The following is a 25,725-nucleotide window of genomic DNA, read 5'->3' as shown; positions in this document are numbered from 1 at the left end:
AGCAACTTTTGCTGTGCTGTGCGGCGAGGCCAAGTTACCCCGTTTACGTTCACTGTGCTTGCACAGACAACCCGCAGGCAATTCGCGCGCTTATCCACAGATTCGGGTGGATAACCTGCCGTGGCCGCTGTGTTGACGTGCAAAAAATACTGTGGCTCGCGGCGGGCGGGCGCGGGCCTGCCTCGGCCGGCGCCGCTCGGAAAAGCATTGGATGCAATGGAAATGACGGGCGGACGAACGCCGCCCGGTTGGCTCAGCCGACGCGGCCCTGGCGTAGCGCGCGCAGCAGGAAGCGCGCGGGATCGATCGCCTCGGCCAACTCGCGCTCGATCGGCCAGGGTTCGCCCTCCAGTTGCGAGGCGATCAGCTCGGCGGCCAGCCAGGCCCAGACGAAGCCGCGCGAACCAAATCCGAAGGCGCCGTAGAGACCTGCCGCGCGCGGCAGGTCACGTGGCTGCGCGCCCGACAAGGCGCGAGCATGGGCGGCCGCGGCGGCTTCGTCGCCCAGCGCGCCCGCCAGCGGCAGGCGATCGCCGGCCACGCAGCGGAACGCGACTCGGCCTTTCAGCGAGGCAGGATCGGCGAGCATGTTGGAATCGACCTGGGCGTGAGGCAGCAGCGCGGCGAGCCGGACGAGGTTCTCTCGATGGCCGGCTTCGCGCGGGATGGGATCGAGGTCGTCGGGCTCGTAGGTCGCGCCGGTCAGCGCGCTGCCGTCGGCGAACGGGATCAGGTAGCCGTCGCCGATCACGGGCAGCGCGACCTTGGGTGCGCTGCCTGCCGGCAGCATGCTCAGTTGGCCGCGCACCTGCTGTACCGGCGCATGTCGCAAGCCGGCCAGGCGCGGCGCATCGGCCGCGTTCGCGACGATCGCCACCGCGGCCGAGGCCAGTGTCGCGCCGTTCGCGTCGAGCGCGAGCCAGCCGCCGCCCTCGCGCGGCACGAGGCGCGCGACCTCCACGTTCGCCAGCCGCGTGAGCCGCTCGCCCGCCATCGCGCAGGCGGCCGCGACCAGTTTCGTCGGATCGAGCGAGCCGCCTTGCGGGAAGAACCATCCACCTTGCGCGGTTTCGCTACCCAGTTGCTCGCTGGCCTGCTCGCGCGAGAGCAGCGAGGCCAGTTCATCGGGCATGCCCAGCGCATCGGCGGCGGCCTGCATGCGCATGAATTCCGGCTCGTCGCAGGCGAGTTGCAGCAGGCCTTCGCGACTACGCGAGAACGCATGTCCGGCCGCTTCGAACGCGCGCCATCGCGACAGCGCGTATTGATAACCGGCACGCGAGAGCCGCGCGCCGAAGTTGTCGTCGATCGCGACCAGCGGATGGAACACGCCGGCGCGATTGCCCGAGGCTTCGCTCGCGAGTTCGGCATGTCGATCGATCAGCGTGACTCGCCAGCCGCGCGCGGCGAGACGCTCGACCAGCGCGCAACCTGCCAGGCCCGCGCCGATCACGATCGCGTCGCGCGTATCGGCGTCGAAGGCGCGTGGCGGCTCGTGTCGACGCAGCTTCCAGCGCGGCGCGAATTCGCCGACCAGCATCGCGCGCTTGCCCGCGAATCCCGCCACCTTGCGATACGAAAAGCCCGCGTTTTCCAGTGCTCGTTTCACATCGCCGGCGCTCGTGTAGGTGGCGAAGCTGGCGTGTTCGTCGGCCAGTTTCGCCAGCGCGCGGAACACCTCGACGGACCAGAGTTCGGCGTTGCGCGAGGGCGCGAAACCATCGAGATAAAACGCATCGGCACGCAGCACCAGCGAGGGCAGCATCTCGCGCGCATCGCCGAAGGCGAGCGTCAGCACCACGCGCCCCGCATCGAGTTCGACGCGATGCAGCCCCGGCGTGAGCATCGGCCAGGCATCGGCGAGTTCGTCGACGAGGCTCGCATCGATGGTTGTGCCCGCAACGATATGGCGAGCGGCCTTGCGCAAGTCATCGCGCGAGAATGGATGTTTCTCGACCGAGACGAAATGCAGCCGCTCGCTGCGCGAAGGATCCGCGCGCCAGGCGGCCCAGGTCGCTAGGAAGTTGCAGCCGGTGCCGAAGCCGGTCTCGACGATGGTGAAGTGGCGACGCCCGCGCCAGCGTTCGGGCAGGCGGTTGCCGCGCAGGAACACGTGCTCGGCCTGGGCGAGCGCGCCGGCCGCGCTATGGTAGATATCGCCGTAGGCGGGGGAAACGAGCGTGCCGTCTTCGCGAAAGACGAGCGTGGCGGGAGCGAGTCGGTCGGTCATGCGAAACAATCGAAAGGGCCGGCGAAGGGCCCGGGCAAATGCGCTGCAACACCTGGCCGGAGCCGCCAAAGCCGCGCCCAGCCTGGCGTTGGCAAAAACCAACGTCGGCTCCGAAGGCTCGCTTGCGGCGCTTGACAACGCTGGTCGCCACGCGGCAAAAATGCGGGCAACGGCCTGAAGATCCGGCAAAATCCGGATGAAAATCTTTGAAACCCTTGTCGTTATTGGGTTTGCGCTGCGCTATCATAGCAAGCGCCGTACTGCGGAAGCGCCTCAGGGCTCACCCGCGGGTACCAGGCGCGGCGCGGTCCGGATGCGCCTGGTCGTCGCCGCGAACTGCGATGCTACGGCCTGCGCACGTATAATCGGCGCGTCCGCGCTGTTCGTGTCAACTTAACCTGAGAAAGGAACCTTAATGAACAAACAGGAACTGATCGACGCCGTCGCCGCACAGACGGGCGCCAGCAAGGCTCAAACCGGCGAAACGCTGGACACGCTCCTCGAGGTGATCAAGAAGGCCGTGTCGAAAGGCGACGCGGTTCAGTTGATCGGCTTCGGCAGCTTCGGCTCGGGTAAGCGTGCAGCACGTACCGGCCGCAACCCGAAGACGGGCGAAACCATCAAGATTCCGGCAGCCAAGACCGTCAAGTTCACGGCTGGCAAGGCATTCAAGGATGCAGTGAACAAGCGCTGAGTCCAGCGTTTGTGAACGGAAAAACCCGCCTCGCGGCGGGTTTTTTTTCGTCCCGAGGAAGCCTCGCGGGCGCTGGAATGACGTGTTTGCGCGACGCTTTTCCCCGATTTGACCAAGCTTGACCATCGACCGAGGCGGGCCTCGAAAGCGCCCGTTTCAGTGGCGATGGACGATTTCCTCGTCGTCGTGATCGTCGTGCTCGTCGAGGTCCCAGGACGGAAACGGATCGGGCAGCGCGCGCCAGGCTTCCACGCCGGCCGCGTATTCGGCATCGTCGAGCAGGCAGGCGTCGAATTTCGCGCGCCATTGCGCGGCGTCCAGGCCGATGCCGATCAGCACCAGTTCCTGGCGGCGGTCGCCGATGCTGTCGTCGTCGGGCGCGCCATGCCAATCGGCGGCGATCTCCTCGAGCAGCGCCGGATCGTCGTCGGGCCATTCGGCGCGGTCCTGCGCGGCCCACCAGAGCCCGGCCGGCCCGTGCCGGCAGACGCCGCCCGCCTGCGAGAGCGAGCCGCCGATATCGTTGCGCGTGGCCAGCCAGAAGAAGCCCTTGCTGCGCAGCACGCCCCGCCATTCGTCGTGCAGCAGGGTCCAGAAACGTTGCGGATGAAACGGTCGGCGCGCGCGATAGACGAAGTTGCCGATGCCGAACTCGCCAGCCGCGTGCGCGTGCCCGCAATCCTCGCCGCAATCTTCTCCGTGTTCGTGATCGTGCTGGTGGCGATGCTCGAGCGAGGCGAGCCAGCCCGGCGCGTTGGCGGCGGCCTCGAAATCGAACAGGCCGGTGTCGATCACCTCGCGCAGCGGCACCGCGCCGAAGCGGCTCACCAGTTGTCGCGCGCGCGGGTTGAGGCTGGCCAGGATCGTCTGCAGGCGCGCGAGTTCGTCCGCCGCGACGAGGTCGGCCTTGTTGATCACCAGCACGTCGCAGAACTCGATCTGCTCGATCAGCAACTCGACCAGTTGGCGATCGTCATCGCCCTCGGCCAGGCCGCGGTCGGCCAGGCCCTCGTCGGAGCCGTAATCGCGCAGGAAATTGAAGGCGTCGACCACGGTGACCATGGTGTCGAGCCGCGCGATATCGCCGAGCGGCTCGCCCTCGTCATCGACGAAGCCGAAGGTTTCGGCGATCGGCATCGGCTCGGCCACGCCGGTCGATTCGACCAGGATCGCGTCGAAGCGCTGCTCGGCCGCGAGCCGGCGGATCTCGACCAGCAGGTCGTCGCGCAGCGTGCAGCAGATGCAGCCGTTGGACATCTCGACCAGCCGCTCCTCGACGTGCGAGAGGGTGGCGCGATCCTCGACCAGCGCGGCGTCGATATTGACCTCGGCCAGGTCGTTGACGATCACCGCCACGCGCAGGCCCTCGCGATTGGCGAGGACGTGGTTCAACAGCGTGGTCTTGCCGGCGCCGAGAAAGCCGGACAGCACGGTGACGGGCAGGGGCTGGTTCATGGCGGTGCGTACCCTGGAAAGTGGCGGAAGCGGCGGCCGGCGCGGCGAAACGAGGCTCGCGCGCACGGCGGCGTGAAAGCCGCATTGTGCATCAAACGCGGCTGGGCCCGCCCGCGCCGGGCTGGGGCGTCGGGCGCGAGGCCCCAAACGGCCGGTTCGCCATATCTAAATAGCAGGCGGCGGGAGCCTGGCCGGGAAGCAGATGGGGTTCGGTAAAATCGCGGCTGGCCCCGCTAAACAGGCAGGGATGCGCAAACCGCCGATCGGCGAGCCGGGCGCACGCGCCTCGGCGTGTTTCAGCGCGGCTCGTTCTCGGCCGGCAGCAGGCGCCACTTGGACAGGATCGCCGCGATCTGGTGCGCGTACTTGTCCCGCAGCGGCGGTGTTTCGGAGTGGTAAGCGCCGATCGCCGCCCAGGTATTGCCGTACTTGTTCATCTTCTGGCGCAGGTGCCAGGCGGCGATATAGACGTTCTTGCACGGCTGCATCAGGGTGTCCTTGGTGATGCCGTACTGGGCCAGCCGCGACAGATGGATCGAGTTGATCTGCATGATCCCGTAATCGGTCGAACCGTTCGCATTACGGTTGATCGCATCGGGTGTGTTGTGGGATTCCTGCCACGCGATGGCACGCAGGATCAGGGGATTGACCTTCTGGTACTTGGCCGCCTCGTCATAGCAGTCGGCCCGCGCGGGGGCACTGAAACCCGCGGCGGCAAGCGACACGACAATAAGAAAACACCTAATTTGCATTAGGAAGCCTTCCGAATAGCAGCAAATACGGGAGTTCGGGGTGGGAAAACCCCCAACACGGAAATTGCGCGCCGCTAGCGCGCCGCCCGTATCATACCGGGGCCTCGCCGCCTTGTGCCACCGTCCGATGCGCATGGTTCCCCGCTTCGGTCGCCCGGTTTTCCTTGGTTTTCATTCCGAAATCTTGCGAAATCTTGCGAACGAAATGGCGCCGCGATCGGGCCTGGCGGCTTTGTTGAAAAAAGTGAGAACGCTCTCGGTCCGATGTGATATTTCGGACACGAAAAGCTGCTAATGTCCGTTTTTTGCTAAGTGCAATCACGCTATATCGTCGGATACGGCCTTACCCGGCATCGATTACCCACCCTCATGACAACCACTCGTTTTGCTATGCGGCGCGCTGCAAAAGCGCTCGTCGTCGCCGGAATCGTCGCCTCGCAGATCGGCCTCGCGCAGGCCCAGGTGACGCTCAATTTCGTCAATGCCGACATCGACCAGGTCGCCAAGGCCATCGGTGCGGCGACGGGCAAGACCATCATTGTCGATCCGCGCGTGAAGGGCCAGCTCAACCTGGTATCCGAGAAGTCGGTGCCCGAGGACCAGGCGCTCAAGACCCTGCAATCGGCGCTGCGCATGCAGGGTTTCTCGCTGCTGCAGGACCACGGCGTCCTGAAGGTGGTGCCCGAGGCCGACGCCAAGCTGCAGGGCGTGCCCACCTACGTGGGCAACACCCCGCGCGCCACCGGTGACCAGATCGTCACCCAGGTGTTCGAGCTGCACAACGAATCGGCCAACAACCTGCTGCCGGTGCTGCGTCCGCTGATCTCGCCGAACAACACCGTCACCGCCTACCCGGCCAACAACACGCTGGTGGTCACCGACTACGCCGACAACGTGCGTCGCATCGCGCAGATCATCGCCGGCGTCGACAACGCGGCCGGCACCCAGGTGGTGGTGGTGCCACTCAAGAACGCCAACGCGATCGACATCGCCAGCCAGCTCGGCAAGCTGCTCGACCCGGGCTCGATCGGCAATACCGACGCGACGCTGAAGGTCAACGTATCGGCCGACCCGCGCACCAACTCGATCCTGCTGCGCGCCTCGAACGCCTCGCGCCTGGCCTCGGCGCGGCGCCTGCTGGCGCAGCTCGACGCGCCCAGCGCGGTGCCCGGCAACATGCACGTGGTGCGGCTGCGCAACGCCGACGCGGTGAAGCTGGCCAAGACGCTGCGCGGCATGCTCGGCAAGGGCGACAGCGGCGGCTCGGCTTCCTCGAACGACGCGAACTCGTTCAATCAGGGCGGCGGCTCCGGCGGCGGCAGCAACTTCTCGACCGGCACGGCCGGCACCGCGCCCCTGCCTTCCGGCTCCTCCTCGCTGTCCTCCTCGTCGGGCTCGGGCTCGAGCACCGGTTACGGCAGCGGCAGCGGCGGCAAGAGCGACGATTTCTCCAGCAACAAGAACGGCAACGACGACAACCAGCCCGGCGGCATGATCCAGGCCGATTCGGCCACCAACTCGCTGATCATCACCGCCTCGGACCCGGTCTACCGCAACCTGCGCGCCGTGATCGACCAGCTCGACGAGCGTCGCGCGCAGGTCTATATCGAGGCGCTGATCGTCGAGCTGAACTCGAGCACCTCGGCCAACCTGGGCATTCAGTGGCAGGTGGCGAACAACGCGCTGTACGCGGGCAGTTCGCTGGGCAGCGGCATCAACGGCGTCGGCAACACCATCACGAACCTGACCGCGACAGCGGCCACCACCTCGCTGCCGAATGGCGTCAATTCCGCGGCGGCCGCGGCCGCTACGCTGTCGCCGGGCCTGAACATCGGCTGGCTCAAGAACATGTTCGGCATCACGGGCCTGGGCGCCCTGCTGCAGGCATTCTCGGGCTCGAACGACGCCAACATCCTGTCCACGCCGAACCTGGTCACGCTCGACAACGAGGAAGCGCGGATCGTGGTCGGCCAGAACGTGCCGATCGCCACCGGTTCCTACGCGAACCTCACCAGCGGCAGCAACAGCAACGCCTTCAACACCTTCGATCGCCAGGACGTCGGCCTGACCCTGCACGTCAAGCCGCAGATCACCGAAGGCGGCATCCTGAAGCTGCAGATCTACACCGAGGATTCCTCGGTGGTGCCGAGCGCGACGAGCAGCGGCAGCAGTTCGAGCCAGGTCGGCGTGCCGACCTTCAACAAGCGCTCGATCCAGTCGACCGTGCTGTGCGACAACGGCGAGATCATCGTGCTCGGCGGCCTGATGCAGGACAATTACCAGGTCGGCAACAACAAGGTGCCGCTGCTCGGCGACATCCCCTGGATCGGCCAGCTGTTCCGCTCGGAAGCCAAGCAACGCTCGAAGACCAACCTGATGGTGTTCCTGCGCCCGGTGATCCTCAGCGACGAGGCCACCACCCAGGCCGTCACCGCGAATCGCTACGACTACATCCAGGGCGTGCAGGGCGCGTACAAGTCCGACAACAACCTGATCCGCGACAAGGACGACCCGGTCACGCCGCCGATGCCGCTCGGCCCGAGCCAGGGCGGGGCACCGGCGGCGAACCTGTTCGACCTGGATCGCATGACGCGCACCCCCGGTTATCCGGCCGCGCCCGGCCGCGCACCGGCCAACGTACCGCCTCCCGCGGCGGCGGCGCCGACGATCAACCCCGCGCCGATGCCCGCGCCCGCCGTCACCACGCCGGTGCCGACGCCTGGCCTGACCAGCCAGCCCGGAGCGCAGCCGTGAACGAGCCCGTGCGCGATGCAGCGACCAGCGAGGGGCCGTCGGCGATCGCCGCTCGCCTGCTGCCCTACGGTTTCGCCAAGGCCGGCCAGATCCTGGTCGCGCAGCAGGACGGCGAGGCGATCGAGGTCTGGATCAGCGATCGCACCACCGATGCCGCGCTGGCCGAGGTGGCCCGCAATTTCGGCGCGCTGAGCGCGCGCCGGCTGCCGGCCGACGAGCTCGCGCAGGCCATCAACACCGCCTATGCGCGCCAGGACGGCAGCGCGGCGCAGGTGGTCGGCGAGGTGGAAGGCGAGGTCGACCTGTCGCGGCTGATGCAGGACATCCCGGAAGTCGAGGACCTGCTGGAATCGGAGGACGACGCGCCGATCATCCGCATGATCAACGCCCTGCTCACCCAGGCCGCACGCGAGCAGGCTTCCGACATCCACATCGAGCCCTTCGAGAACGCCTCGGTGGTGCGCTTTCGCGTCGACGGCACGCTGCGCGACGTGGTGCGGCCCAAGAAGGCCCTGCACGGCGCGCTGATCTCGCGGATCAAGATCATGGCGCAGCTCGACATCGCCGAGAAACGCCTGCCGCAGGATGGCCGCATCACGCTGCGCGTGGGCGGCCGCCCGGTGGACGTGCGGGTCTCGACGCTGCCCACCGGCCACGGCGAGCGCGCCGTGCTGCGTCTGCTGGAAAAGGACGCGCAGCGCCTGAACCTCGAGGCGCTCGGCATGGGCCGCGACACCCTGGTGCAGTTCGACAAGCTGATCGGCCGCCCGCACGGCATCGTGCTGGTCACCGGCCCGACCGGCTCGGGCAAGACCACCACGCTGTACGCGGCGATGTCGCGGCTGGAGACGGCCACCACCAACATCATGACGGTCGAGGATCCGATCGAATACGACCTGTCCGGCATCGGCCAGACGCAGGTGAACGAGCGGATCGGCATGAGCTTCGCGCGCGCGCTGCGCTCGATCCTGCGCCAGGATCCGGACGTGATCATGATCGGCGAAATCCGCGATCTGGAAACCGCGCAGATCGCCGTGCAGGCCTCGCTGACGGGCCACCTGGTGCTGGCCACGCTGCACACCAACGACGCCGCCTCGGCCGTCACGCGCCTGACCGACATGGGCGTGGAGCCCTACCTGCTGGCCTCCTCGCTGCTCGGCGTGCTGGCGCAGCGGCTGGTGCGCCAGCTCTGCCCGCATTGCAAGGAACCGCGCGAGGAGGAAGGCCGCGTGATCTATCACCCGGTGGGCTGCGAGAAGTGCGGCCATTCGGGCTACACGGGCCGGCGCGGCGTCTATGAACTGCTGGTGATCGACGACGCGATCCGCTCGCTGGTCCACCGCAACGCGCCCGATTCGGAAATCCTCGCCTCGGGCCGCTCGAACGGCATGCGCACGCTGCGCGACGACGCCGAGCGCTGGCTCGCGCAGGGCAACACCTCGCTAGAGGAAGTGCTGCGCGTGACGGGAGGCGCGTAGCGCGATGCCGGCATTCCGTTTCGAAGCGATCGATTCCGGCGGCCGCCCCCAGAAGGGCGTGATCGAGGCCGACAGCGCGCGTGCCGCGCGCGGCCAGTTGCGCGGCCAGGGTCTCACGCCGCTGGTGGTCGAGCCGGCCGCGAGCCGCTCGCGCGGCCAGCGCAAGCAGCGCCTGTCGATCGGCCGCAAGCTCTCGCAGCGCGAGCAGGCCATCCTCACGCGCCAGCTCGCCAGCCTCTTGACCGCCGGGCTGCCGCTCGGCGAATCGCTGGCGGTGCTCACCGAGCAGGCCGAGCGCGACTACATTCGCGAGCTGATGGCGGCGATCCGCGCCGAGGTGCTGGGCGGCCATTCGCTGGCCAGCGCGCTGGCCGAGCATCCGCGCGACTTCCCCGAGATCTACCGCGCCCTGGTATCGGCCGGCGAGCACACCGGCAAGCTCGGCATCGTGCTGTCGCGCCTGGCCGACTACATCGAGCAGCGCAACGCGCTCAAGCAGAAGATCGTGCTCGCCTTCACCTATCCGGGCATCGTCACCCTGATCGCGTTCGGCATCGTCACCTTCCTGCTCAGCTATGTGGTGCCGCAGGTGGTGAACGTGTTCGCCAGCACCAAGCAGCAGTTACCCTTCCTGACCATCGTGATGATGGCGCTGTCGGACTTCGTGCGGCACTGGTGGTGGGCGATGCTGATCGGCGTGGTGGTGCTGGCCTGGATCGTCAAGACCACGCTCTCGCGCGCCGGCCCGCGGCTGGCCTTCGACCGCTGGCTGCTGGGCGCGCCGCTGGCCGGCAAGCTGGTGCGCGGCTACAACACGGTGCGCTTCGCCAGCACGCTGGCGATCCTGACCGCAGCCGGCGTGCCGATCCTGCGCGCGCTGCAGGCGGCCGGCGAGACGCTCTCGAACCGCGCCATGAGCGGCAATATCGACGATGCGATCGTGCGCGTGCGCGAGGGCACCTCGCTGTCGCGCGCGCTCAACCACGTGAAGACGTTCCCGCCGGTGCTGGTGCACCTGATCCGCTCGGGCGAGGCCACCGGCGACGTTACCACCATGCTCGACCGCGCCGCCGAGGGTGAGGCGCGCGAACTCGAGCGCCGCACCATGTTCATGACCAGCCTGCTCGAGCCGCTCCTGATCCTGGCGATGGGCGGCATCGTGCTGGTGATCGTGCTGGCCGTGATGCTGCCGATCATCGAGCTGAACAACATGGTGCAGTAAGGGATGCAAGGCGAAACGGGCCGCGATCGCGACCCGTTGCCGGAATGAACGTCAGTGACAGGCGTTATGGGAAGGAACGGCTCAGCGCACGTAGATGGCGGGGCCGGGCGTGTTGGCCGGCAGGAAGATCTCGGCATGCGCGCCGTTGCGGTCGATCACGATCGAGCGGGCGCGGACCTCGGCGAGCTTGGTGCCCTGGGAGATGTCGCCGCCCAGCGTGATGGTGCGGGCCGGATCGCCGCCGATGCCGACGATCGCGGCGGCGCCCTGGCGCAGCGCGAGGATGCCGAACAGGTGGATGTCCTCCACGGGGTTGTGCGTGAGCTGCCCGCCGAACAGCGCGGCAGCGTCCTCCGTGCGCAAGGGAGCGCGCGCGGCGGCGGCGGGTAGCGGGGCCTGATGCGCCGAGAGCGTGATGGCCCAGTAGGTGGCCGTCGCGCACAAGGCCGCGAAGAGGGCGAGGGATAGGATCCGGATCGAGAGCGCGTTCATGCGGGCTATTGTACGGATGAATATGAAATTTGCGTTGAGTGAAAGCCCGCAGCGGAGGCCGCCTTACAATGCGGCTTCGCTGCGCGGGCGACGTGCCCCGCGGGCGCCATTCAATGTTGACTACTGTTTTTGAAAGAGAGGTTTCACTCATGCAAACGTGGATCAATCGCCGCTCGCCGGCAGGCCGTCGCCAACGCGGCTTCACGCTGATCGAAATCATGGTCGTGATCGCGATCCTCGGCATCCTGGCCGCGCTGATCGTGCCGAAGATCATGAGCCGCCCGGACGAGGCACGGCGCGTGGCCGCCAAGCAGGATATCGGCACCATCATGCAGGCGCTCAAGCTCTACCGCCTCGACAACGGCCGCTATCCGACCCAGGAGCAGGGCCTGCAATCGCTGATCGCCAAGCCCACCACCGATCCGGTGCCGAACAACTGGAAGGACGGCGGCTACCTCGAGCGCCTGCCCAACGATCCCTGGGGCAACCCGTACAAGTACCTGAACCCGGGCGTGCACGGCGAGATCGACGTGTTCAGCTACGGCGCCGACGCCAAGGAAGGCGGCGAGAACAACGACGCCGACATCGGTTCCTGGCAGTAAGCCCGGCGCATCGGATCGCACCGCCCGTCCCTTCCCTCTTGGTCAGTTTCGTTTGACATGCGAACCACCGGCACGACCTCGCTGCGTTTCCCGCCCCGGCGGATGCGCGGCTTCACGTTGCTCGAGATGCTCGTCGTGCTCGTGATCGCGGGGATCCTCGTGTCGGCGGCCACGCTGACCATGCATCGCAATCCGCGCACCGACCTGCGCGAGGAAGCCCAGCGCGTCGCGCTGCTGCTCGAGAGCGCCGGCGACGAGGCGCAGGTGCGCGCGCGGCCGATCGCCTGGCAGCCCACCGACAACGGCTTCCGCTTCGACGTGCGCGGCGAGGACGGCTGGCGCCCGCTGCGCGACGACCTGTTCCGGCCGCGCAACTGGGACGGCGGCGTGACCGGCGCGACCATCGACTATCCCGGCTCCGACACCGAAGTGCATCGCATCGTGTTCGGCACCGAGCCGGTCGACACCCCGGTGCGCATCACGCTCTATTCCGCGGTCGGCAGCGCGACGATCGTCGGCACCGGCAACGGCCGCTACGAGGTGCGCTGACCATGTCCACCCCGTTCCGTCCTTCGCGCGGGGCCCCGCCTTCGCCGCGGCGCCGCGCGCGCGGCTTCACCATGATCGAGGTGCTGGTCGCGCTGGCGATCATCGCGGTCGCGCTGGCCGCCTCGATCCGCGCGGTCGGCACGCTGGCCAGCAATTCCGGCGCGCTCAACGATCGCCTGCTGGCGAGCTGGAGCGCCGACAACGCGCTCGGCCAGCTGCGCCTCGCGCACGCCTGGCCCGAGGTCGGCGAGGAGGAGTTCGACTGCTCGCAGGGCAACCTCGCGCTGACCTGCACGCAGAAGGTGAAAACCACGCCGAACCCGGTGTTCCGTCGCGTCGAGATCTCGGTACGCAAGACAGGCGAGGCCAGCGTGCTCGCGCAGATGGTCACGGTGGTCGCCAATGAAACCAATCGCTCGCTCTGAGCGCCGCCGCCCGGGCGGCCCGCGCGCGTCACGCGATTCGCGCGGCTTCACGCTGATCGAGATGCTGATCGCGATCACCATCCTGGCCGTGCTCGCGCTGCTGTCCTGGCGCGGGCTCGACCAGGTGATCCGCGGGCGCAATCACGTCGAGGCGGTGATGGAGGACGAGCGCACCTTCGCGCAGATGTTCGACCAGATGCGCATCGACGCGCGCCGCGCCGTCAGCGACGACGAGGCCGGCCAGCCGCCGGTGCGCGTGGTCGGCAACACGCTGCAGATCGTGCGTCGCTTCGATACGCCGGGCGGCGCGCCGCGCATCCAGATCGTGCGTTACCTGATCAGCTCCGGGCGCGTGGTGCGTTACGCCTCGCCGCCGATCTCCGACGCGCGCGTGCTGCGCAGCATGCTGGCCGACGGCGGCGTGGACGGCTGGAGCTCGGTGCCGCTGATGCGCGGCGTGGGCGCGATTACCGCGCGCGTCTACGTGCCCAAAGTCGGCTGGACCATCAACATGCCGACTGCCGACGACGCGCTCGCCAAGAACAACGACGCGCTCAAGCAGCCGATCGTCGGCAACGGGCCGCCCGAGCGCTCGGTCACGGGGCTCGAGGTCGGCATCGGCGCGACCTCGCTGCGCGTGCCGATCAAGCGCGTGTTCCTGGTCGGAGAATGACGATGCGCGCGCCCTTTTCCGTCTCCCCTTGCCTGTCTCGCGTCCGCCGGCGCCGCGTCGCGCGGGCGCCGGCCTCGCGCGCGCATTCGCGCGGCGTGGCGATCATCAGCGCGCTGCTGGTGGTGGCACTCACCGCGATCCTGGTGTCGGGCATGCTGTGGCGCCAGGAGGTGCAGATCCGCCGCATCGAGAACCAGCGCCTCCTGATGCAGGCGCAATGGGTGGCGCGCGGCGCGCTCGACTGGACCCGCATGATCCTGCGCTCCGAGGGCGACACGGCCCCCGGCGTGACTTATCTCGGCGGCATCTGGGCGGTGCCGATCGCCAAGACCAGGCTGTCCGACTTCCTCGGCAAGATCGGCGTGACCGATGTCTCGGGCGACGACGACACCTACCTGTCCGGCGATATCGAGGATGCCCAATCGCGCTTCAACCTGCGCAACCTGGTGTCCTCGCCGGCGCCGGGCGTGCTGCAGATCAATGCCTCCTCGGTCGCCGTCTTCAAGCGCCTGCTGGTGTCGCTGTCGATCGACTCGACCCTGGCGGTGCGCGTCGCCAAACAGATCCGCGCCGGCCTGCGCTATTCGGCGACGCGCTTCCAGAACGCCAACCCGCCCGGCACCGGCAACGCGCCGGTGGTCGCGCCGCAGGGCGACAGCACGCTGAACTCCGGCAATCCCGACCCGGGCTTCGACAACGGCGACAGCACCGACGCCGGCGCGGGCGCCTCGCCGCTGATCCCGACCAGCGTCGACTCGCTGCTCGACGTCAACGGCGTGACGCCCGAGATCGTCGAGAAGCTGCGGCCCTTCGTGACGGTGCTGCCGTCCACCACGCCGGTCAACCTCAATACCGCGCGCGCCGAGGTGATCGCCGCGCTGCTGCCGGGGCTCTCGGTGTCCTCCGCGCAGACGCTGGTGGCGCGCCGCGAGAACGTGTTCTTCCGCAACGTCGGCGATGCGCAGCTCGCGCTGCAGGCCACCGGCGTGCCGAACACGCTGCTGGACCCGACCCAGATCGACGTGACGTCCAGTTATTTCATCGTTCACGGTCATATTGAGCACGGGCGCGCGGAAATCGACCGCACCTCGCTCGTGTATCGTGACCCCACCACGCACACCACGCGCGTGGTCCGGGTTTCCGATCAGCTATAACAACGCCATCCGGGAGAGGAGCTCTTGAGCACGTTGATTGTTGTTTTGCCGCCGCGCGAACCGGCCGTGCCGCTGGCCGAGTGGCAATGGCCCGAGCTGTCGTTCGCGCTCGTCGACAAGAGCGGCCACACCCAGCGCGCCGGACGCAGCTCGCTGGCCACCCTGCCGCAAGCCGCCTCCACGGTGCTGGTGGTGGCCGCGCGCGACCTGCTGCTGCTGGCCGCCGCGGTGCCCGCCGTGAAGGGGCCGAAGCTGCGCCAGGCGCTGCCGAACATCGTCGAGGATTACGTGATCCAGGACGCGCAGGCCTGCCATATCGCCGTCGACCCGGTCGCGCTGCCCGACGGCCGGCGCGTGCTGGCGGTGATCGATCGCGAGTGGTTCCGCTTCGCCATCGAGGCCTTCACCACCGCCGGCCATCGCGCGATCCGCGCGGTGCCGGCGATGCGCTGCCTGCCGCAGCCGGCCGGCGCCACGCTCGCGCCCGCCGCCGAGGCGGCGCTGGCCGGCGAGGACGGCGCGGGCCTCAGCGAGGCCGCCGTGATCTCGCCCGAGGACACGCCGGAAGTGAGCGATGGCGAGGCGCCGCGCGCGCCGATCGTCGCCGCCATCATGGCGCGCATCGAGTCGATGCCGGTGGACGAGGCGCTGTCGATCGCGACCGCGCCGCGCGTGGAACTGGCGATCGCCCGCGGCGCGCTCGGCGAGGGCCTCACCGCGCCGGCCGCCTCGGCCGGCTCGACGCTGGCCGCGCTGACCGCGGGCGGCCCGTTCGAGCTGTACCAGCTCGGCGCGCCCGGTGCCGAGCCGCAACTCGCCTCGATCACGCCGCCCGCCGATCCCGACGCGATTCCCGGTACCACGCCGCTGCCCTTCGACACCTTCGCCCGCCGCGCGCTCGAGACGCGCTTCAACCTCTGCCAGTTCGATTTCGAGATCGTGCCCTGGCGCTTCGACCGTGCCACGCTCACGCGCCTGAAGCTGCCGGCCGCGCTGGCGGTGATCACCCTGCTGGTGGCGGTGGTCGGCATCAACATCCACTGGTGGCGCCTGGCGCGCGAGCGCGACGCGATTTCGGCGCAGATCACCGAGACGCTGCTGACGGCCTTCCCCAAGACCACCACGGTGCTCGATCCGCCCGCCCAGATGACGCGCCAGATCGACCAGCTGCGGGTGGCCGCCGGCGAGCTCTCGCCCAACGACTTCCTCGCGCTGGCCAGCGGCGTGGCACGCTCGCTCGGGCCGCTGCCGGCCAACGGCATCGCCTCGCTCGACTATCACGACCGCCGGCTCGACGTCGGCTTCAAGCCCGCCATCAAGGTCGATCCCGACTTCGGCGCGCGCCTGGCGCGTAACGGCCTGTCGGGCGAGATCGACAGCAGCACGGGCAAATGGACCATCCGGAGCGGATCATGAAGGCGGAACTGACCGAAACCCTCACCCAGTTCTGGGACGAGCGCAATTCGCGCGAGAAGCTGCTGCTGGGCTGGGGCGGCGCCCTGCTGGTGGCGGTGGTGCTGTATTCGGTGCTGTGGTCGCCGGCCGCCGAGAACAGCGAGAAGATCGCCACCGCGCTGCCGGGCATGCGCCTGCAGCTCGCGCAGATGACCGAGCAGGCCAACGAGGCGCGCTCGCTGGCCGCCGCCGCGCAGGGCGTGGCGCCCACCGGCATCGCGCTGCGCGACGCGCTGACCAGCTCGCTGTCCGATCACGGCTTCGCGGCCGCGCAGGTGCAGGTGGTCGGCAACGGCGTGCAGATCCAACTCAAGAACGCCGCCTTCCCGGCCTGGACGCAATGGGTGGACGACGTGCGCAAGCAGTTCAAGGTGCAGGTGGCCGAGGCGCACGCCACCGCGCTGAAGGAAGACGGTCAGGTCGACCTGACCGTGGTCATGCAACCCTCGAGCGCGAACAACAAATGAGCTTCAGCATGAAGATGGCTGCCGTCACGGCGGAGGCCGCACGCCGATGACGGTCTGGATGAGAATTCGCGCGGCGCTGCCGTGGCTGGTGGTCGGCGCGCTGGCGAGCCTGGTGGTGATCGTCGCGCTGCTGCCGGCCGCCTGGGTCACGCCGCAGTTCTCGCGCGCCACCGGCGGCCACGTCAACCTGGTCGATCCCGACGGCTCGCTCTGGCACGGCTCGGCCACCCTGCTGCTGGCGCCGGGCAGCGACCGCAGCGCCTCCACCCTGCTGCCGGGCCGCATCGAATGGCGTACCGCGTTCTGGCCGCTGTTCACCGGCCGCGTGCAGATGCGGATGCGCCAGACCCAGGCCATGCCGGACGCGATCACCATCAACGCCAGCCTGCGCGGCGCCACCGTCTCGGCGGGCGCGATGGCCGTGCCGGCCTCGCTGCTGGTGGGGCTCGGCACGCCGTTCAACACGCTCGACCTGCAAGGCGACGTGCGGATCGGCTGGAGCGACTGGCGGCTGTTCGGCCAGGACGTGTTCGGCCAGCTCACCGTGACCATCAACGACGTCAGCTCGCGGATCTCGATCGTCAAGCCGCTCGGCTCCTATCGCGCGGTCTGGCAGGCGCAGGGCGCGAACTCGACGCTCGACCTGTCGACGCTGAAGGGGCCGCTGTTCCTGGAGGGGCACGGCACCTTCGCCGGCCATGCTTCGTCGTTCACCGGCACCGCGCGCGCCGACGACGCGCAACGCGAGAACCTGGCGGGCCTCCTGAACCTGCTCGGCCATCCGATCGGCCCGGGCACGGTGTCGCTGACCTTCTGACCGTCGATCGACGGGATCGCCCCGAATGCAAAAGCGCCGACGGTGTGATGCCGTCGGCGCTTTTTTTCGTGTTGCCGCCGGTCCTTGCCTCAGCGCTGCGCGAGCGGCGTGCCCGCGGCCGCCGAGGCGGCCGACGGCGAGGAGGCCGCGACGGGCGCTTCCACCGAGCCTGTCTCGCGGTCCATCTGCGAGACGTCCCAGCCGCCGCCCAGCGCCTTCACCAGGTTCACCGACGACACCATGCGATTGCCGTTCAGCACCACCAGTTGCTGCTCGGCGTTGAAGGCGGTGGTCTGCGCGGTCAGCACGCTCACGTAGTCGACGGTGCCGGCCTTGTACTGGTTGGTGACGATGTCGAGCGCGCGCTGGGCCGAATCGACAGCCTGCCGCTGCACCACGATTTCCTGCTCGAGGATGCGCAGCGAGGCGAGGTTGTCCTCCACGTCCTGGAACGCGCTGAGCACGGCCGCGCGGTACTCGGCCACGTTCTGGTCGTAGGTCGCGCGCGCGGCTTCGGTCTGCGCCGAGCGCAGCCCGGCATCGAACAGCGTGGCCGCCAGTTGCGGGCCGACGGTCCAGACCCGCGAGGGCAGCGAGAACAGTTGCGACCAGGCCGAGCTCTGCACGCCGCCGCTGGCCGACAGCGTGAGGGTCGGGAAGAAGGCGGCGATCGCCACGCCGATCTGCTCGTTGGCGGCGGCCGCGCGGCGCTCGGCGGCGGCCACGTCGGGGCGCCGCTCGAGGATCGCCGAGGGCACCACGGCCGGCGTGCGCGGCGGCTCGGCGGTGAGCGGCATCGGCGCCAGCGAGAAGCTCGAGGCCGGCACGCCGATCAGGGTGGCGATCGCGTGCTCGTACTGCGCGCGCGCGATGCCGTTGTTGATCGCCGAGGCCTGCGCCGATTGCAGCTGCGTCTGCGCCTGGATCACGTCCGAGCGCGCGGCCACGCCCTGCGCGTACTGGTTCTGGGTCAGCGTCAGCGAGCGCTGGAACGAGGCCACCGTGTCGTCGAGCAGCTTCTGCGCGGCGTCGGTCTCGCGCAGCTGGAAGTAGGTTTGCGCCAGGGTGCCCTGGGCGGACAGGCGCGCATTGGCGAGATCGGCCGCGGCGGCCTGCTCGCCGGCCTTCTGCGAGCTGACGCTGCGGCTCACCTTGCCCCACAGGTCGAGTTCCCAGGAGGCGTCGAGCCCGGCGTTGTAGGAAGTGCTGTTGGTGCGGCCGGTCTTGAAGCCCTGGACGGTGCCGCCCGGGCTGCCCGAGCGCGTGCCGCCGGCGCTCACGCCGACGGTCGGGAAGTACGCGGCGCGCGCCTCGGCCACCAGCGCGCGGGCCTGGCGATAGGCCGCCGCGAACTGCGCGACCGTCTGGTTCGCCGTGTTCAGCTTGCTCATCAGGTCGTCGAGCTGCGGATCCTGGTAGATGCCCCACCAGGGGCCGCGATCGCTGCGATCGTCGGGCTGCGCGACCTTCCAGCCTTCCGGCGCTTCCTTGTAGGAGGCCGGCACCGATACCTCGGGACGATGGTAGTCGGGACCGACCGCGCATCCGGCGACGAGCACCGCGACGGCCGCTGCCACCGCGACGCGCAGCGCATGATGCGCACGCAAGGGAAGAACTGGCTGCATGACTGGATTCCTGTCTGGGCACGCCCGCATGCGGGGCGACGAACGATGCGGCCGACGGCGCGGCTGCGCGCGGCCTGGCCGAAATGGTAACTGACGAACGCGGGAAACACGATCGGATCAGCCGTAAGGTTAAGACCTGGCGGCGAGCCGATGTGTTACCGGCGCGGGGTGGCTGGTTACCGGCGATTACGGCGCCGAAAGCTGGCGAGCCGAACCAGCATCGCCGCAATCGCAAGGCCGGCGATCAGCATGGCGCCGATCAGGATGCCGCCTTCCCCGTGGATACCGAGCCTTGCCATGGCATCGAACAGCGGTTCGAAGGCGCGCCAGCCGGCGCCGCTCTGGAACCGGTCGTCCAGCGGCGAATTCGCCAGGCCGAGGTAGATCGGGATCGTCAAGACGAGCGCCAGGAGCAGTTGGTGGAGGGCTTTCACTGGGTGATGATCCGGCCGTGATACTTCATTGCGGTTGCCGGGATTCGAGGACAGACAACTCTATGCGTCTCTCACATCCCGAAAAACGATCTGGATCAGGAACGACGGGGAACCGGCCTGGAAGCAGGCGGGAAGATTCGGCATCACGAATGGACGCCTGAAGCGGATGAGGATGATGAGGGAAGCTCGGCGCCGTCGCGGGCCGGCAGCCTCAATGCGTGCAATGCGGCGGGTGCAGACGTAGCGCGAGCCGCCACGAGGACGGCTCGTCGGAGGTGGCGGCGGCATCCTTGGCGCGCTGGCGCCGCTGGTCGATCCAGGCGAAACCGAGTGCCGCCAGCGAGCCGCCCGGCAGAACCAGCATCGCCACCATCAACGCAAGCTTCCAGCCGCGCGGGGAGCGGGCCAAGAGGGGACGGGCGTAGCGGCGCAGGGCGCCGGCGATCTGGATCAGGTACGGCATGACGAACTTCCTCGGGGTAGCGGATCAGGCAAGGGTGGGCATGGTGCTCGCGGATGTCTGAATCGGGATTGGTTGCCTGAAATAATATTGACCAAGCAAGCAATTTTCAAGATACTGGGCGCGGTTTTCCCCTGGAAACAACAGATTTCCCTTCCGCGCGATGGCTCCCCTCTACGACCCCGCCAACATCGAGCTCGAGACCAGCGTCGGCCACTACCTGTCGCGGGCGCGGCAGGCCTTCGTCGAGCGCATGGACCAGGCGCTGGCCCCGCTCGGGCTGACCGCGCAGCAGATCGGCGTGATGCTGCTGCTGGCGCGCGGCGAGGCCGGCACGCCGCTGGAGCTGTCGAGGCGGCTGTCCTACGACAGCGGATCGATGACGCGCATGCTCGACCGGCTGGAGAAGAAAGGCCTGCTGGAGCGGCGCCGCAGCGCCTCGGATCGGCGCGTGATCGAGCTCGGGCTGACCGGGCCGGGCCGCGCGGCGGCCGACGCGCTGCCGGGGTTGATGGCGGGCGAACTCAATGCGCAGTTGGCCGGTTTCTCGGCCGACGAGCTGCAGACCATGACGGCGCTGCTGCAGCGCTTCATCGCCAACGCGCCGCTGCCCGCCGGCACCTGAGACGCGAACGTCGCGCGCATCGCCCGGTACTTCACGCCTTCCCGCGCCCCCTGAAAGGGGGCATTTCCGTTTCGGCACCCGGCGGATCGGATTCGCGCAAACCCTCGATATGCCTGTCGCGGCAGCAATCGACCCGGCATCGACGCGATACCGATCGGTATCTCCCCTCAGCGCGACCCGCTCTCGCTCGGCCAGGCGCGCAGGCTGTCGAAGGCCAGGTCGTCGTCGGTATCGACCGGGCCTACCTCACGCGCCACCTCCAGCCAGGCCCGTGCCGCATGCGAGAGGTAGCCGCGCCGCTTCCAGGCCGCCGCGATCGACCAGTCGATCTCGGGCTCGACGATCGGCCGGCAACTGAAGCGCGCCGGATCGAGCCGGCGGCAATACGGCGCCGGCAGCAGCGCGATGCCCACTCCGGCATGGACCAGCGCGGCCATGAAGTCCCAGTGGCCGCTGCGGCTCACGATCGAGGGCGTGAAGCCGGCCTGCGCGCAGGCGTCGAGCACGGCCTGGTGCAGCGCCAGCGCCTCGGCGTAGAACACGAAGGGTTCCTCGGCCAGGTCGGCGAGCGGCACCGTGTCCTCCTGGTCCCAGCGCGAGCCGCGCCGCGCCACCAGCCAGAGCGGCGCGCGCACCATCCGCAGCACCTCGAACACGGCCGGATCGACCGGCTCCAGCACCCCGCCCAGCTCCAGCTCGCCCGAGGCGAGCGCGGCCTCGATCATCCGCGCGCCCTGCTCGAACAGCTTCAGCTCGATGTTCGGGTAGCGCTGCCGGAACGCGGCGATGGCCGGCGTGAAGGCGGCGCCGCCCAGCGGCGGGATGCCGATCGTGAGCTCGCCGCGCCCGAGCTCGGCCAGGTCGTCGAGCTCGGCCTGCAGCTGGGCCTGCGCGGCCAGCACGTCCTGGCCGCGCTGGAACACGATCCGGCCCGCGTCGGTCAGCACCATCTGGCGGCTGTCGCGCAGCAGCAGCGGCGTGCCGATCTCGTCCTCGAGCGCCTTGACCATCTTGCTGATGGTCGGCTGGGTCACGAACATCTGCTCGGCGGCCGCCGTGAAGCTCTGCTGGCGGACCACCTCGACGAAATAACGCAGCGCGCGCAGCTCCATGCGGCCTCCGATATGAGCCAGGGATTCCCGGGATGATGAATTCCGATCGGGAATGGTTTCGATGGAAACAAGTCATTTTATTTATGACAAGGCCGATCCTATACTCGGCTCGTCCTGTCGATCAAGTCGTGCCGCGCATCATGTCCGAGCTCCCGTTGGCCCCGCCTTCCACCCCCTCCCCCGACACCGCGCAGCCCGTGGCGGCGGGCCTGCCGCCGGCGCTGGCGCGTGCCGCGCGCGTGGTGTTGCAGGCGGCCGCGCTGGCGGCCTTGTGGGCGCTCGCCGATCAACTGGTGCGCATCTGCCGGCTGCCGGTGCCGGCCGGCATCGTCGGGCTCGCCGTGCTGCTGGTCCTGCTGATGACGGGCCGGGTCCGCCCGGCCGCGGTGAGGGACGGCGCGAACTGGCTGCTCACCGACATGCTGCTGTTCTTCATCCCGGCCACGGTCGCCGCGGTCCAGTACGGCGGACTGTTTCGCGCCGAGGGCTGGCGGCTGGCCCTGGTGGTGGTGCTCGGCACGATGCTGGTGATGGGCGCGGTGGCGCTGGCGGTCGAGCGGGCGGCCCGCTTCGAGCGGCGCCTGGCGCTTTCGCGTGCCATGCGCGGCGGCTCGCGAGAGCGCAAGCCGATCATCCCGATCCGCGGCCGGGCCTGAGGACAGCGCCATGAACCTCGACCTCGCCCAGCTTTCGCCCGCGGCCAGCGGCGCGCTGTCCGCGCTCTGCCTGGCCGCCACCATTGCCCTTTACCTGGCGGCGAAACGCCTCTACGCGAAGCGCCCCAGCCTGCTGTTCTCGCCGCTGGTGATGGTGCCGGCGCTGCTGGTGGCGGCCATCGCGCTGAGCGGCATCCCCTATGCCGTCTACTTCCATGACACGCGCTGGCTGATGTGGCTGCTGGGCCCGGCCACCATCGCCTTCGCGGTGCCGATCCACGAATACCGGCACCTGATCCGCCGCCACTGGCTGTCGCTGTCGGTGGGCGTGACGGTCGGCATCGTGGCCGCCGTGGGCGGCTCGCTGCTGCTGGCCAGGCTGCTGCACCTGTCGCCCGAGCTGCAGCGCAGCCTCGCGGTGCGCTCGATCTCGACGCCCTTCGCGCTGGCCGTCTCGGACCGCCTGCATGCGCCGCGCGACCTCACCGCGCTGTTCGTGATCGCCACCGGCCTGTGCGGCATGCTGCTCGGCGAGCTGATGCTGGCGGTGCTGCCGCTGCGCTCGCGGCTGGCGCGCGGCGCGCTGTTCGGCGCGGCCGCGCATGCGGTCGGCACCGCCAAGGCGCGCGAGATCGGCGGCGAGGAAGGCGTGGTGTCGAGCCTGACGATGATGATCGCCGGCGTGGCGATGGTGCTGCTCGCGCCCCTGCTGGCGCACCTGCCCGTCTAGGGAGCGATCGCCTCGTCGGCGCCGGTCGACGGGCTGGCACCTGTCACGCCCATTCCACATCGGCGGGAGACAATCATCACTTCGGCGCCGCGACTGCGTAATCGCGTGCGCCCGGCGGCGGCCCTCGCCACCGCCGCGAGCCCCGCCGGGCCTGCCTGGGGCTCGCTCCCGGCCTCCCGGTCGCCGCCGCCCTTGCCGCGCGCCGCGGGCGTTCCCCGATTCGACAAACCAGCGAGATGGACGCAAATCCCCCCTCTGTTCTCCCCATCGCGCAATAGTCGGTCCGCTGACAATCAGGCTACGAGTCATCACGTAAGCAAGCTCATGGCCACCACGACCGCCTCCGCTTCACCCGAACGCCCGCCCACCGGCAAATTCAAGCGCATCGTGCTGTTCGCGCTGATCGGCCTGGTCATCGCCGCCGCGGGCGGCGCCGCCGCCTGGTACTTCCTGCTCAGGCACGAAGGCCCGGCCGCCGCGCATGCCGCACCGCAGTCGCTGGCCACCCCGGTGTTCTTCCCGCTCGAGTCGATGACGGTGAACCTGCAGTCCGACGACGGCCTGCACTACCTGCGCATCGGCCTGACCCTGAAGCTCACCGATCCGACCGCCCAGGACTACCTGACCCAGCACATGCCGGAGATCCGCAGCCGCATCCTGCTGGCGCTGTCGAACAAGCATCCGGAGGATCTCGCCACGCTCGACGGCAAGCGCCAGCTCGCCGACGAGCTGCGCACCCTGATCGAGCAGCCGACGCAGCCGGGCAATCGCAGCGCCCGCGTCGACGCGGTGCTGTTCACCGATTTCGTCGTCCAGTAAGCCGCCAAGGGAGCGCCATGGGCCACGAAGAATTCATGTCGCAGGAGGAGGTCGATGCCCTCCTCAAGGGCGTCACCGGCGAGATCGATTCGACCGACGAACCGGTCGATACCTCGAGTGTCCGCCCCTACAACCTCGCGACGCAGGAACGGATCGTCCGCGGCCGGATGCCCGGCATGGAGATCATCAACGATCGCTTCGCGCGCCTGCTGCGCGTCGGCATCTTCAACTTCATGCGCCGCACCGCCGAGATCTCGGTCAGCCAGGTGAAGGTGCAGAAGTACAGCGAGTTCACCCGCAACCTGCCGATCCCGACCAACCTGAACCTGGTGCACGTCAAGCCGCTGCGCGGCACCTCGCTGTTCGTGTTCGACCCGAACCTGGTGTTCTTCGTGGTCGACAACCTGTTCGGCGGCGACGGGCGCTTCCATACCCGCGTCGAGGGCCGCGATTTCACGCAGACCGAGATGCGCATCATCAGCAAGCTGCTGCACATGGTGTTCGAGCATTACACGGTGGCCTGGAAGAGCGTGCGGCCGCTGCAGTTCGAACACGTGCGCTCGGAGATGCACACCCAGTTCGCCAACGTCGCCACGCCCAACGAGATCGTGATCGTCACGCAGTTCTCGATCGAGTTCGGCCCGACCGGCGGCACCCTGCACATCTGCATGCCCTACTCGATGATCGAGCCGATCCGCGACGTGCTGAGCTCGCCGATCCAGGGCGAGGCGCTCGAGGTCGACCGCCGCTGGGTGCGCGTGCTGTCGCAGCAGGTGCAGGCCGCCGAGGTCGAGCTGACGGCCGACCTGGCCGAGGTGCCGACCACCTTCGAGCGGATCCTCAACCTGCGGGTGGGCGACGTGCTGCCGCTCGACATCGGCGACGCGGTGACCGCCAAGGTGGACGGCGTGCCGGTGATGGAATGCGGCTACGGGATTTTCAATGGGCAATACGCGCTGCGCGTGAACCGCATGATCGGCGCGAGCGATACGACGAAGGAAGGTGGATATGACTGAGCTGAACCCGACGCCCGACGGCAAGCAAGCGGGCGCCGACGCGGCGGACGAAGCCATGGACGACTGGGCTGCCGCGCTCGCCGAGCAGAACGAGCAGCCGATCGCCTCCGGCGCGACCGGTGCCGGCGTGTTCCAGCCGCTGTCGAAGGCGGCCTCGAACTCGACGCACAACGACATCGACATGATTCTCGACATCCCCGTCAAGATGACCGTCGAACTGGGCCGCACCAAGATCGCGATCCGCAACCTGCTGCAGCTCGCGCAGGGCTCGGTGGTCGAGCTCGACGGCCTGGCCGGCGAGCCGATGGACGTGCTGGTCAACGGCTGCCTGATCGCGCAGGGCGAAGTGGTGGTGGTGAACGACAAGTTCGGGATCCGCCTGACCGACATCATCACGCCCTCCGAACGGATCCGGAAGCTGAATCGATGAAGCGTTCCGCCGTTCGCGCCCTGCCCGCGCGGCGGGCCGGCTCGCCCGTCGCCGCGCGCCTGGCGGGAACAGCCGCCACGCTCGCCGGTGCGGCGCTGCTGGCGCCGGCCCTGGCGCGCGCGGCCGACATGAACGCCGTCAACCATCCCGCCTCCTATGCCTCGGGCAGCGTGGTCGGCTCGGCCGTGCCCTCGCTGGGCGCCGGCGCGGTGCTGCAGACCATCCTCGGCCTCGCGGTGGTGATCGGCCTGGTGTTCGCCTGCGCCTGGCTCGCGCGGCGGCTCGGCTTCCAGCCCGCCCGGCGCGGCGGGACCCTGAAGGTGGTGGCCAGCGTCGCGGTGGGCGGCAAGGAGAGCGCGACGGTGGTCGAGGTCGGCGACACCTGGCTGGTGCTGGGCGTCGCGCCCGGCAATGTACGGCTGCTGCATACGCTGCCGGCCGGCACGCCCGGCGTGGTGGCCGGCGGCCCGGCGACGACGGCGACGACCGCGCCCGAGCAGGACGCCGCCTTGTCCGGCACGTTCGGCGAGCGTTTTCGCAGCGCGCTGGGCGGCGAAGTCGCCAGGCGGCTGGGTGGGCGCGCCCGCAAGGATTCCTGA

27 protein-coding genes are annotated in these 25,725 nt (G+C 69.0%); 19 read left to right on the top strand and 8 right to left on the bottom strand.

Annotated features, from left to right (window positions below; all coding sequences use genetic code 11):
* Positions 1-253: 253 nt before the first annotated feature.
* Entirely contained in the window at positions 254-2,230 is a 1,977-nt protein-coding gene (gene mnmC, locus FB600_RS19340) for a bifunctional tRNA (5-methylaminomethyl-2-thiouridine)(34)-methyltransferase MnmD/FAD-dependent 5-carboxymethylaminomethyl-2-thiouridine(34) oxidoreductase MnmC (protein WP_145757274.1), read from the bottom strand.
* Positions 2,231-2,645: 415 nt separating this feature from the next.
* On the opposite strand from mnmC, the gene FB600_RS19335 reads away from it, so the two are divergent.
* Complete coding sequence (locus FB600_RS19335) at positions 2,646-2,924, top strand: HU family DNA-binding protein (RefSeq protein WP_006401505.1); 279 nt, start codon at positions 2,646-2,648, stop codon at positions 2,922-2,924.
* 156 nt (positions 2,925-3,080) lie between these two features.
* Here the strand turns inward: FB600_RS19335 and FB600_RS19330 are convergent, their stop codons facing one another.
* Both FB600_RS19330 and FB600_RS19325 read right to left on the bottom strand, forming a co-directional pair.
* Entirely contained in the window at positions 3,081-4,379 is a 1,299-nt protein-coding gene (locus tag FB600_RS19330; protein WP_145757275.1) for a GTP-binding protein, read from the bottom strand.
* A 296-nt stretch (positions 4,380-4,675) separates the two neighbouring features.
* The gene (locus tag FB600_RS19325) at positions 4,676-5,131 is read right to left on the bottom strand and encodes a lytic transglycosylase domain-containing protein (RefSeq protein WP_013696135.1); all 456 of its coding nucleotides are present in this window, start codon (positions 5,129-5,131) and stop codon (positions 4,676-4,678) included.
* 369 nt (positions 5,132-5,500) lie between these two features.
* Here FB600_RS19325 and gspD point away from each other — a divergent pair, with 369 nt between their 5' ends.
* The 3 genes from gspD to gspF are packed head-to-tail and all read left to right on the top strand — an operon-like array spanning position 5,501 to position 10,585.
* Positions 5,501-7,885: a type II secretion system secretin GspD gene (gspD, locus tag FB600_RS19320; protein ID WP_233630336.1), complete on the top strand. Its 2,385-nt coding sequence runs from the start codon at positions 5,501-5,503 to the stop codon at positions 7,883-7,885.
* A complete protein-coding gene (gene gspE, locus FB600_RS19315; RefSeq protein ID WP_013696133.1) occupies positions 7,882-9,363 on the top strand; it encodes a type II secretion system ATPase GspE in 1,482 nt (493 codons plus the stop codon). The genes gspD and gspE overlap by 4 nt, the downstream gene beginning before the upstream one ends.
* A gap of 4 nt (positions 9,364-9,367) precedes the next feature.
* Positions 9,368-10,585 (top strand): type II secretion system inner membrane protein GspF, encoded by a 1,218-nt coding sequence (gene gspF, locus FB600_RS19310; protein ID WP_013696132.1) that lies wholly within the window; start codon positions 9,368-9,370, stop codon positions 10,583-10,585.
* 81 nt (positions 10,586-10,666) lie between these two features.
* On the opposite strand, the gene FB600_RS19305 is transcribed toward gspF, so the two are convergent.
* A complete protein-coding gene (locus FB600_RS19305; RefSeq protein WP_013696131.1) occupies positions 10,667-11,077 on the bottom strand; it encodes a general secretion pathway protein GspC in 411 nt (136 codons plus the stop codon).
* A gap of 149 nt (positions 11,078-11,226) precedes the next feature.
* Here FB600_RS19305 and gspG point away from each other — a divergent pair, with 149 nt between their 5' ends.
* The 8 genes from gspG to gspN are packed head-to-tail and all read left to right on the top strand — an operon-like array spanning position 11,227 to position 17,219.
* Entirely contained in the window at positions 11,227-11,679 is a 453-nt protein-coding gene (gene gspG, locus FB600_RS19300; RefSeq protein ID WP_013696130.1) for a type II secretion system major pseudopilin GspG, read from the top strand.
* Between the two features lie 57 nt (positions 11,680-11,736).
* On the top strand, positions 11,737-12,228 hold the full coding sequence (locus FB600_RS19295) for a GspH/FimT family pseudopilin (protein WP_013696129.1): 492 nt from the start codon (positions 11,737-11,739) through the stop codon (positions 12,226-12,228).
* Positions 12,229-12,230: 2 nt separating this feature from the next.
* A complete protein-coding gene (gene gspI / locus FB600_RS19290; protein ID WP_013696128.1) occupies positions 12,231-12,653 on the top strand; it encodes a type II secretion system minor pseudopilin GspI in 423 nt (140 codons plus the stop codon).
* Complete coding sequence (locus FB600_RS19285) at positions 12,631-13,326, top strand: type II secretion system protein J (RefSeq protein WP_036035215.1); 696 nt, start codon at positions 12,631-12,633, stop codon at positions 13,324-13,326. The genes gspI and FB600_RS19285 overlap by 23 nt, the downstream gene beginning before the upstream one ends.
* Positions 13,323-14,480, top strand: coding sequence for a type II secretion system minor pseudopilin GspK (gspK, locus tag FB600_RS19280; protein ID WP_036048722.1), 1,158 nt, complete (start codon positions 13,323-13,325; stop codon positions 14,478-14,480). The genes FB600_RS19285 and gspK overlap by 4 nt, the downstream gene beginning before the upstream one ends.
* 24 nt (positions 14,481-14,504) lie before the next feature.
* Positions 14,505-15,896 (top strand): type II secretion system protein GspL, encoded by a 1,392-nt coding sequence (gene gspL, locus FB600_RS19275; protein WP_105821067.1) that lies wholly within the window; start codon positions 14,505-14,507, stop codon positions 15,894-15,896.
* A complete protein-coding gene (gene gspM, locus FB600_RS19270; protein ID WP_013696124.1) occupies positions 15,893-16,402 on the top strand; it encodes a type II secretion system protein GspM in 510 nt (169 codons plus the stop codon). The genes gspL and gspM overlap by 4 nt, the downstream gene beginning before the upstream one ends.
* A gap of 46 nt (positions 16,403-16,448) precedes the next feature.
* On the top strand, positions 16,449-17,219 hold the full coding sequence (gspN, locus tag FB600_RS19265; RefSeq protein WP_013696123.1) for a type II secretion system protein N: 771 nt from the start codon (positions 16,449-16,451) through the stop codon (positions 17,217-17,219).
* A gap of 89 nt (positions 17,220-17,308) precedes the next feature.
* Here gspN and FB600_RS19260 read toward each other — a convergent pair whose 3' ends face one another.
* The 3 genes from FB600_RS19260 to FB600_RS19250 all read right to left on the bottom strand — a co-directional run bounded on the left by FB600_RS19260 (position 17,309) and on the right by FB600_RS19250 (position 19,741).
* A complete protein-coding gene (locus tag FB600_RS19260) occupies positions 17,309-18,844 on the bottom strand; it encodes an efflux transporter outer membrane subunit (RefSeq protein WP_047836154.1) in 1,536 nt (511 codons plus the stop codon).
* 176 nt (positions 18,845-19,020) lie between these two features.
* Positions 19,021-19,278 carry a hypothetical protein gene (locus tag FB600_RS19255; protein WP_098153483.1) on the bottom strand — a complete coding sequence of 86 codons (258 nt, stop codon included), beginning with the start codon at positions 19,276-19,278 and terminating at the stop codon, positions 19,021-19,023.
* 211 nt (positions 19,279-19,489) lie between these two features.
* Positions 19,490-19,741 (bottom strand): hypothetical protein, encoded by a 252-nt coding sequence (locus FB600_RS19250; protein ID WP_013696120.1) that lies wholly within the window; start codon positions 19,739-19,741, stop codon positions 19,490-19,492.
* Between the two features lie 160 nt (positions 19,742-19,901).
* Between FB600_RS19250 and FB600_RS19245 the strand changes: the two genes are divergently transcribed.
* A complete protein-coding gene (locus FB600_RS19245; RefSeq protein ID WP_013696119.1) occupies positions 19,902-20,363 on the top strand; it encodes a MarR family winged helix-turn-helix transcriptional regulator in 462 nt (153 codons plus the stop codon).
* Positions 20,364-20,530: 167 nt separating this feature from the next.
* On the opposite strand, the gene FB600_RS19240 is transcribed toward FB600_RS19245, so the two are convergent.
* Positions 20,531-21,475, bottom strand: a complete 945-nt coding sequence (locus tag FB600_RS19240) for a LysR family transcriptional regulator (protein ID WP_036035194.1) — start codon at positions 21,473-21,475, stop codon at positions 20,531-20,533.
* 140 nt (positions 21,476-21,615) lie between these two features.
* Between FB600_RS19240 and FB600_RS19235 the strand changes: the two genes are divergently transcribed.
* From FB600_RS19235 to fliO, 6 genes are all read left to right on the top strand, one after another.
* Positions 21,616-22,131: a CidA/LrgA family protein gene (locus tag FB600_RS19235; RefSeq protein ID WP_096750689.1), complete on the top strand. Its 516-nt coding sequence runs from the start codon at positions 21,616-21,618 to the stop codon at positions 22,129-22,131.
* A 10-nt stretch (positions 22,132-22,141) separates the two neighbouring features.
* Positions 22,142-22,861 (top strand): LrgB family protein, encoded by a 720-nt coding sequence (locus FB600_RS19230; RefSeq protein WP_036048732.1) that lies wholly within the window; start codon positions 22,142-22,144, stop codon positions 22,859-22,861.
* A 324-nt stretch (positions 22,862-23,185) separates the two neighbouring features.
* Positions 23,186-23,680 carry a flagellar basal body-associated protein FliL gene (fliL, locus tag FB600_RS19225; protein WP_017921530.1) on the top strand — a complete coding sequence of 165 codons (495 nt, stop codon included), beginning with the start codon at positions 23,186-23,188 and terminating at the stop codon, positions 23,678-23,680.
* 17 nt (positions 23,681-23,697) lie between these two features.
* Positions 23,698-24,696 carry a flagellar motor switch protein FliM gene (gene fliM, locus FB600_RS19220; RefSeq protein ID WP_096749980.1) on the top strand — a complete coding sequence of 333 codons (999 nt, stop codon included), beginning with the start codon at positions 23,698-23,700 and terminating at the stop codon, positions 24,694-24,696.
* Positions 24,689-25,126: a flagellar motor switch protein FliN gene (fliN, locus tag FB600_RS19215; RefSeq protein WP_025097291.1), complete on the top strand. Its 438-nt coding sequence runs from the start codon at positions 24,689-24,691 to the stop codon at positions 25,124-25,126. The genes fliM and fliN overlap by 8 nt, the downstream gene beginning before the upstream one ends.
* Positions 25,123-25,725 (top strand): flagellar biosynthetic protein FliO, encoded by a 603-nt coding sequence (gene fliO / locus FB600_RS19210; RefSeq protein ID WP_145757276.1) that lies wholly within the window; start codon positions 25,123-25,125, stop codon positions 25,723-25,725. Before fliN ends, fliO begins: the two co-directional genes overlap by 4 nt.

The organism is Burkholderia sp. SJZ089, assembly GCF_007828315.1.
Classification (GTDB): Bacteria; Pseudomonadota; Gammaproteobacteria; order Burkholderiales; family Burkholderiaceae; genus Burkholderia; species Burkholderia gladioli.
This window is presented reverse-complemented; position numbering and strand designations above follow the sequence as displayed.

Excerpts from the sequence above, each read along its gene's own strand:
- FB600_RS19305 (WP_013696131.1), bottom strand. The coding sequence starts at position 11,077 with ATGAACGCGCTCTCGATCCGGATCCTATCCCTCGCCCTCTTCGCGGCC.
- fliM (WP_096749980.1), top strand. The coding sequence starts at position 23,698 with ATGGGCCACGAAGAATTCATGTCGCAGGAGGAGGTCGATGCCCTCCTC.
- FB600_RS19285 (WP_036035215.1), top strand. The coding sequence starts at position 12,631 with ATGAAACCAATCGCTCGCTCTGAGCGCCGCCGCCCGGGCGGCCCGCGC.
- FB600_RS19240 (WP_036035194.1), bottom strand. The coding sequence starts at position 21,475 with ATGGAGCTGCGCGCGCTGCGTTATTTCGTCGAGGTGGTCCGCCAGCAG.
- FB600_RS19230 (WP_036048732.1), top strand. The coding sequence starts at position 22,142 with ATGAACCTCGACCTCGCCCAGCTTTCGCCCGCGGCCAGCGGCGCGCTG.
- gspI (WP_013696128.1), top strand. The coding sequence starts at position 12,231 with ATGTCCACCCCGTTCCGTCCTTCGCGCGGGGCCCCGCCTTCGCCGCGG.
- gspD (WP_233630336.1), top strand. The coding sequence starts at position 5,501 with ATGACAACCACTCGTTTTGCTATGCGGCGCGCTGCAAAAGCGCTCGTC.
- gspF (WP_013696132.1), top strand. The coding sequence starts at position 9,368 with ATGCCGGCATTCCGTTTCGAAGCGATCGATTCCGGCGGCCGCCCCCAG.
- gspN (WP_013696123.1), top strand. The coding sequence starts at position 16,449 with ATGACGGTCTGGATGAGAATTCGCGCGGCGCTGCCGTGGCTGGTGGTC.
- gspK (WP_036048722.1), top strand. The coding sequence starts at position 13,323 with ATGACGATGCGCGCGCCCTTTTCCGTCTCCCCTTGCCTGTCTCGCGTC.
- FB600_RS19325 (WP_013696135.1), bottom strand. The coding sequence starts at position 5,131 with ATGCAAATTAGGTGTTTTCTTATTGTCGTGTCGCTTGCCGCCGCGGGT.
- fliO (WP_145757276.1), top strand. The coding sequence starts at position 25,123 with ATGAAGCGTTCCGCCGTTCGCGCCCTGCCCGCGCGGCGGGCCGGCTCG.
- fliN (WP_025097291.1), top strand. The coding sequence starts at position 24,689 with ATGACTGAGCTGAACCCGACGCCCGACGGCAAGCAAGCGGGCGCCGAC.
- mnmC (WP_145757274.1), bottom strand. The coding sequence starts at position 2,230 with ATGACCGACCGACTCGCTCCCGCCACGCTCGTCTTTCGCGAAGACGGC.
- FB600_RS19295 (WP_013696129.1), top strand. The coding sequence starts at position 11,737 with ATGCGAACCACCGGCACGACCTCGCTGCGTTTCCCGCCCCGGCGGATG.
- FB600_RS19335 (WP_006401505.1), top strand. The coding sequence starts at position 2,646 with ATGAACAAACAGGAACTGATCGACGCCGTCGCCGCACAGACGGGCGCC.
- FB600_RS19330 (WP_145757275.1), bottom strand. The coding sequence starts at position 4,379 with ATGAACCAGCCCCTGCCCGTCACCGTGCTGTCCGGCTTTCTCGGCGCC.
- gspG (WP_013696130.1), top strand. The coding sequence starts at position 11,227 with ATGCAAACGTGGATCAATCGCCGCTCGCCGGCAGGCCGTCGCCAACGC.
- FB600_RS19245 (WP_013696119.1), top strand. The coding sequence starts at position 19,902 with ATGGCTCCCCTCTACGACCCCGCCAACATCGAGCTCGAGACCAGCGTC.
- FB600_RS19235 (WP_096750689.1), top strand. The coding sequence starts at position 21,616 with ATGTCCGAGCTCCCGTTGGCCCCGCCTTCCACCCCCTCCCCCGACACC.
- fliL (WP_017921530.1), top strand. The coding sequence starts at position 23,186 with ATGGCCACCACGACCGCCTCCGCTTCACCCGAACGCCCGCCCACCGGC.
- gspM (WP_013696124.1), top strand. The coding sequence starts at position 15,893 with ATGAAGGCGGAACTGACCGAAACCCTCACCCAGTTCTGGGACGAGCGC.
- FB600_RS19250 (WP_013696120.1), bottom strand. The coding sequence starts at position 19,741 with ATGCCGTACCTGATCCAGATCGCCGGCGCCCTGCGCCGCTACGCCCGT.
- FB600_RS19260 (WP_047836154.1), bottom strand. The coding sequence starts at position 18,844 with ATGCAGCCAGTTCTTCCCTTGCGTGCGCATCATGCGCTGCGCGTCGCG.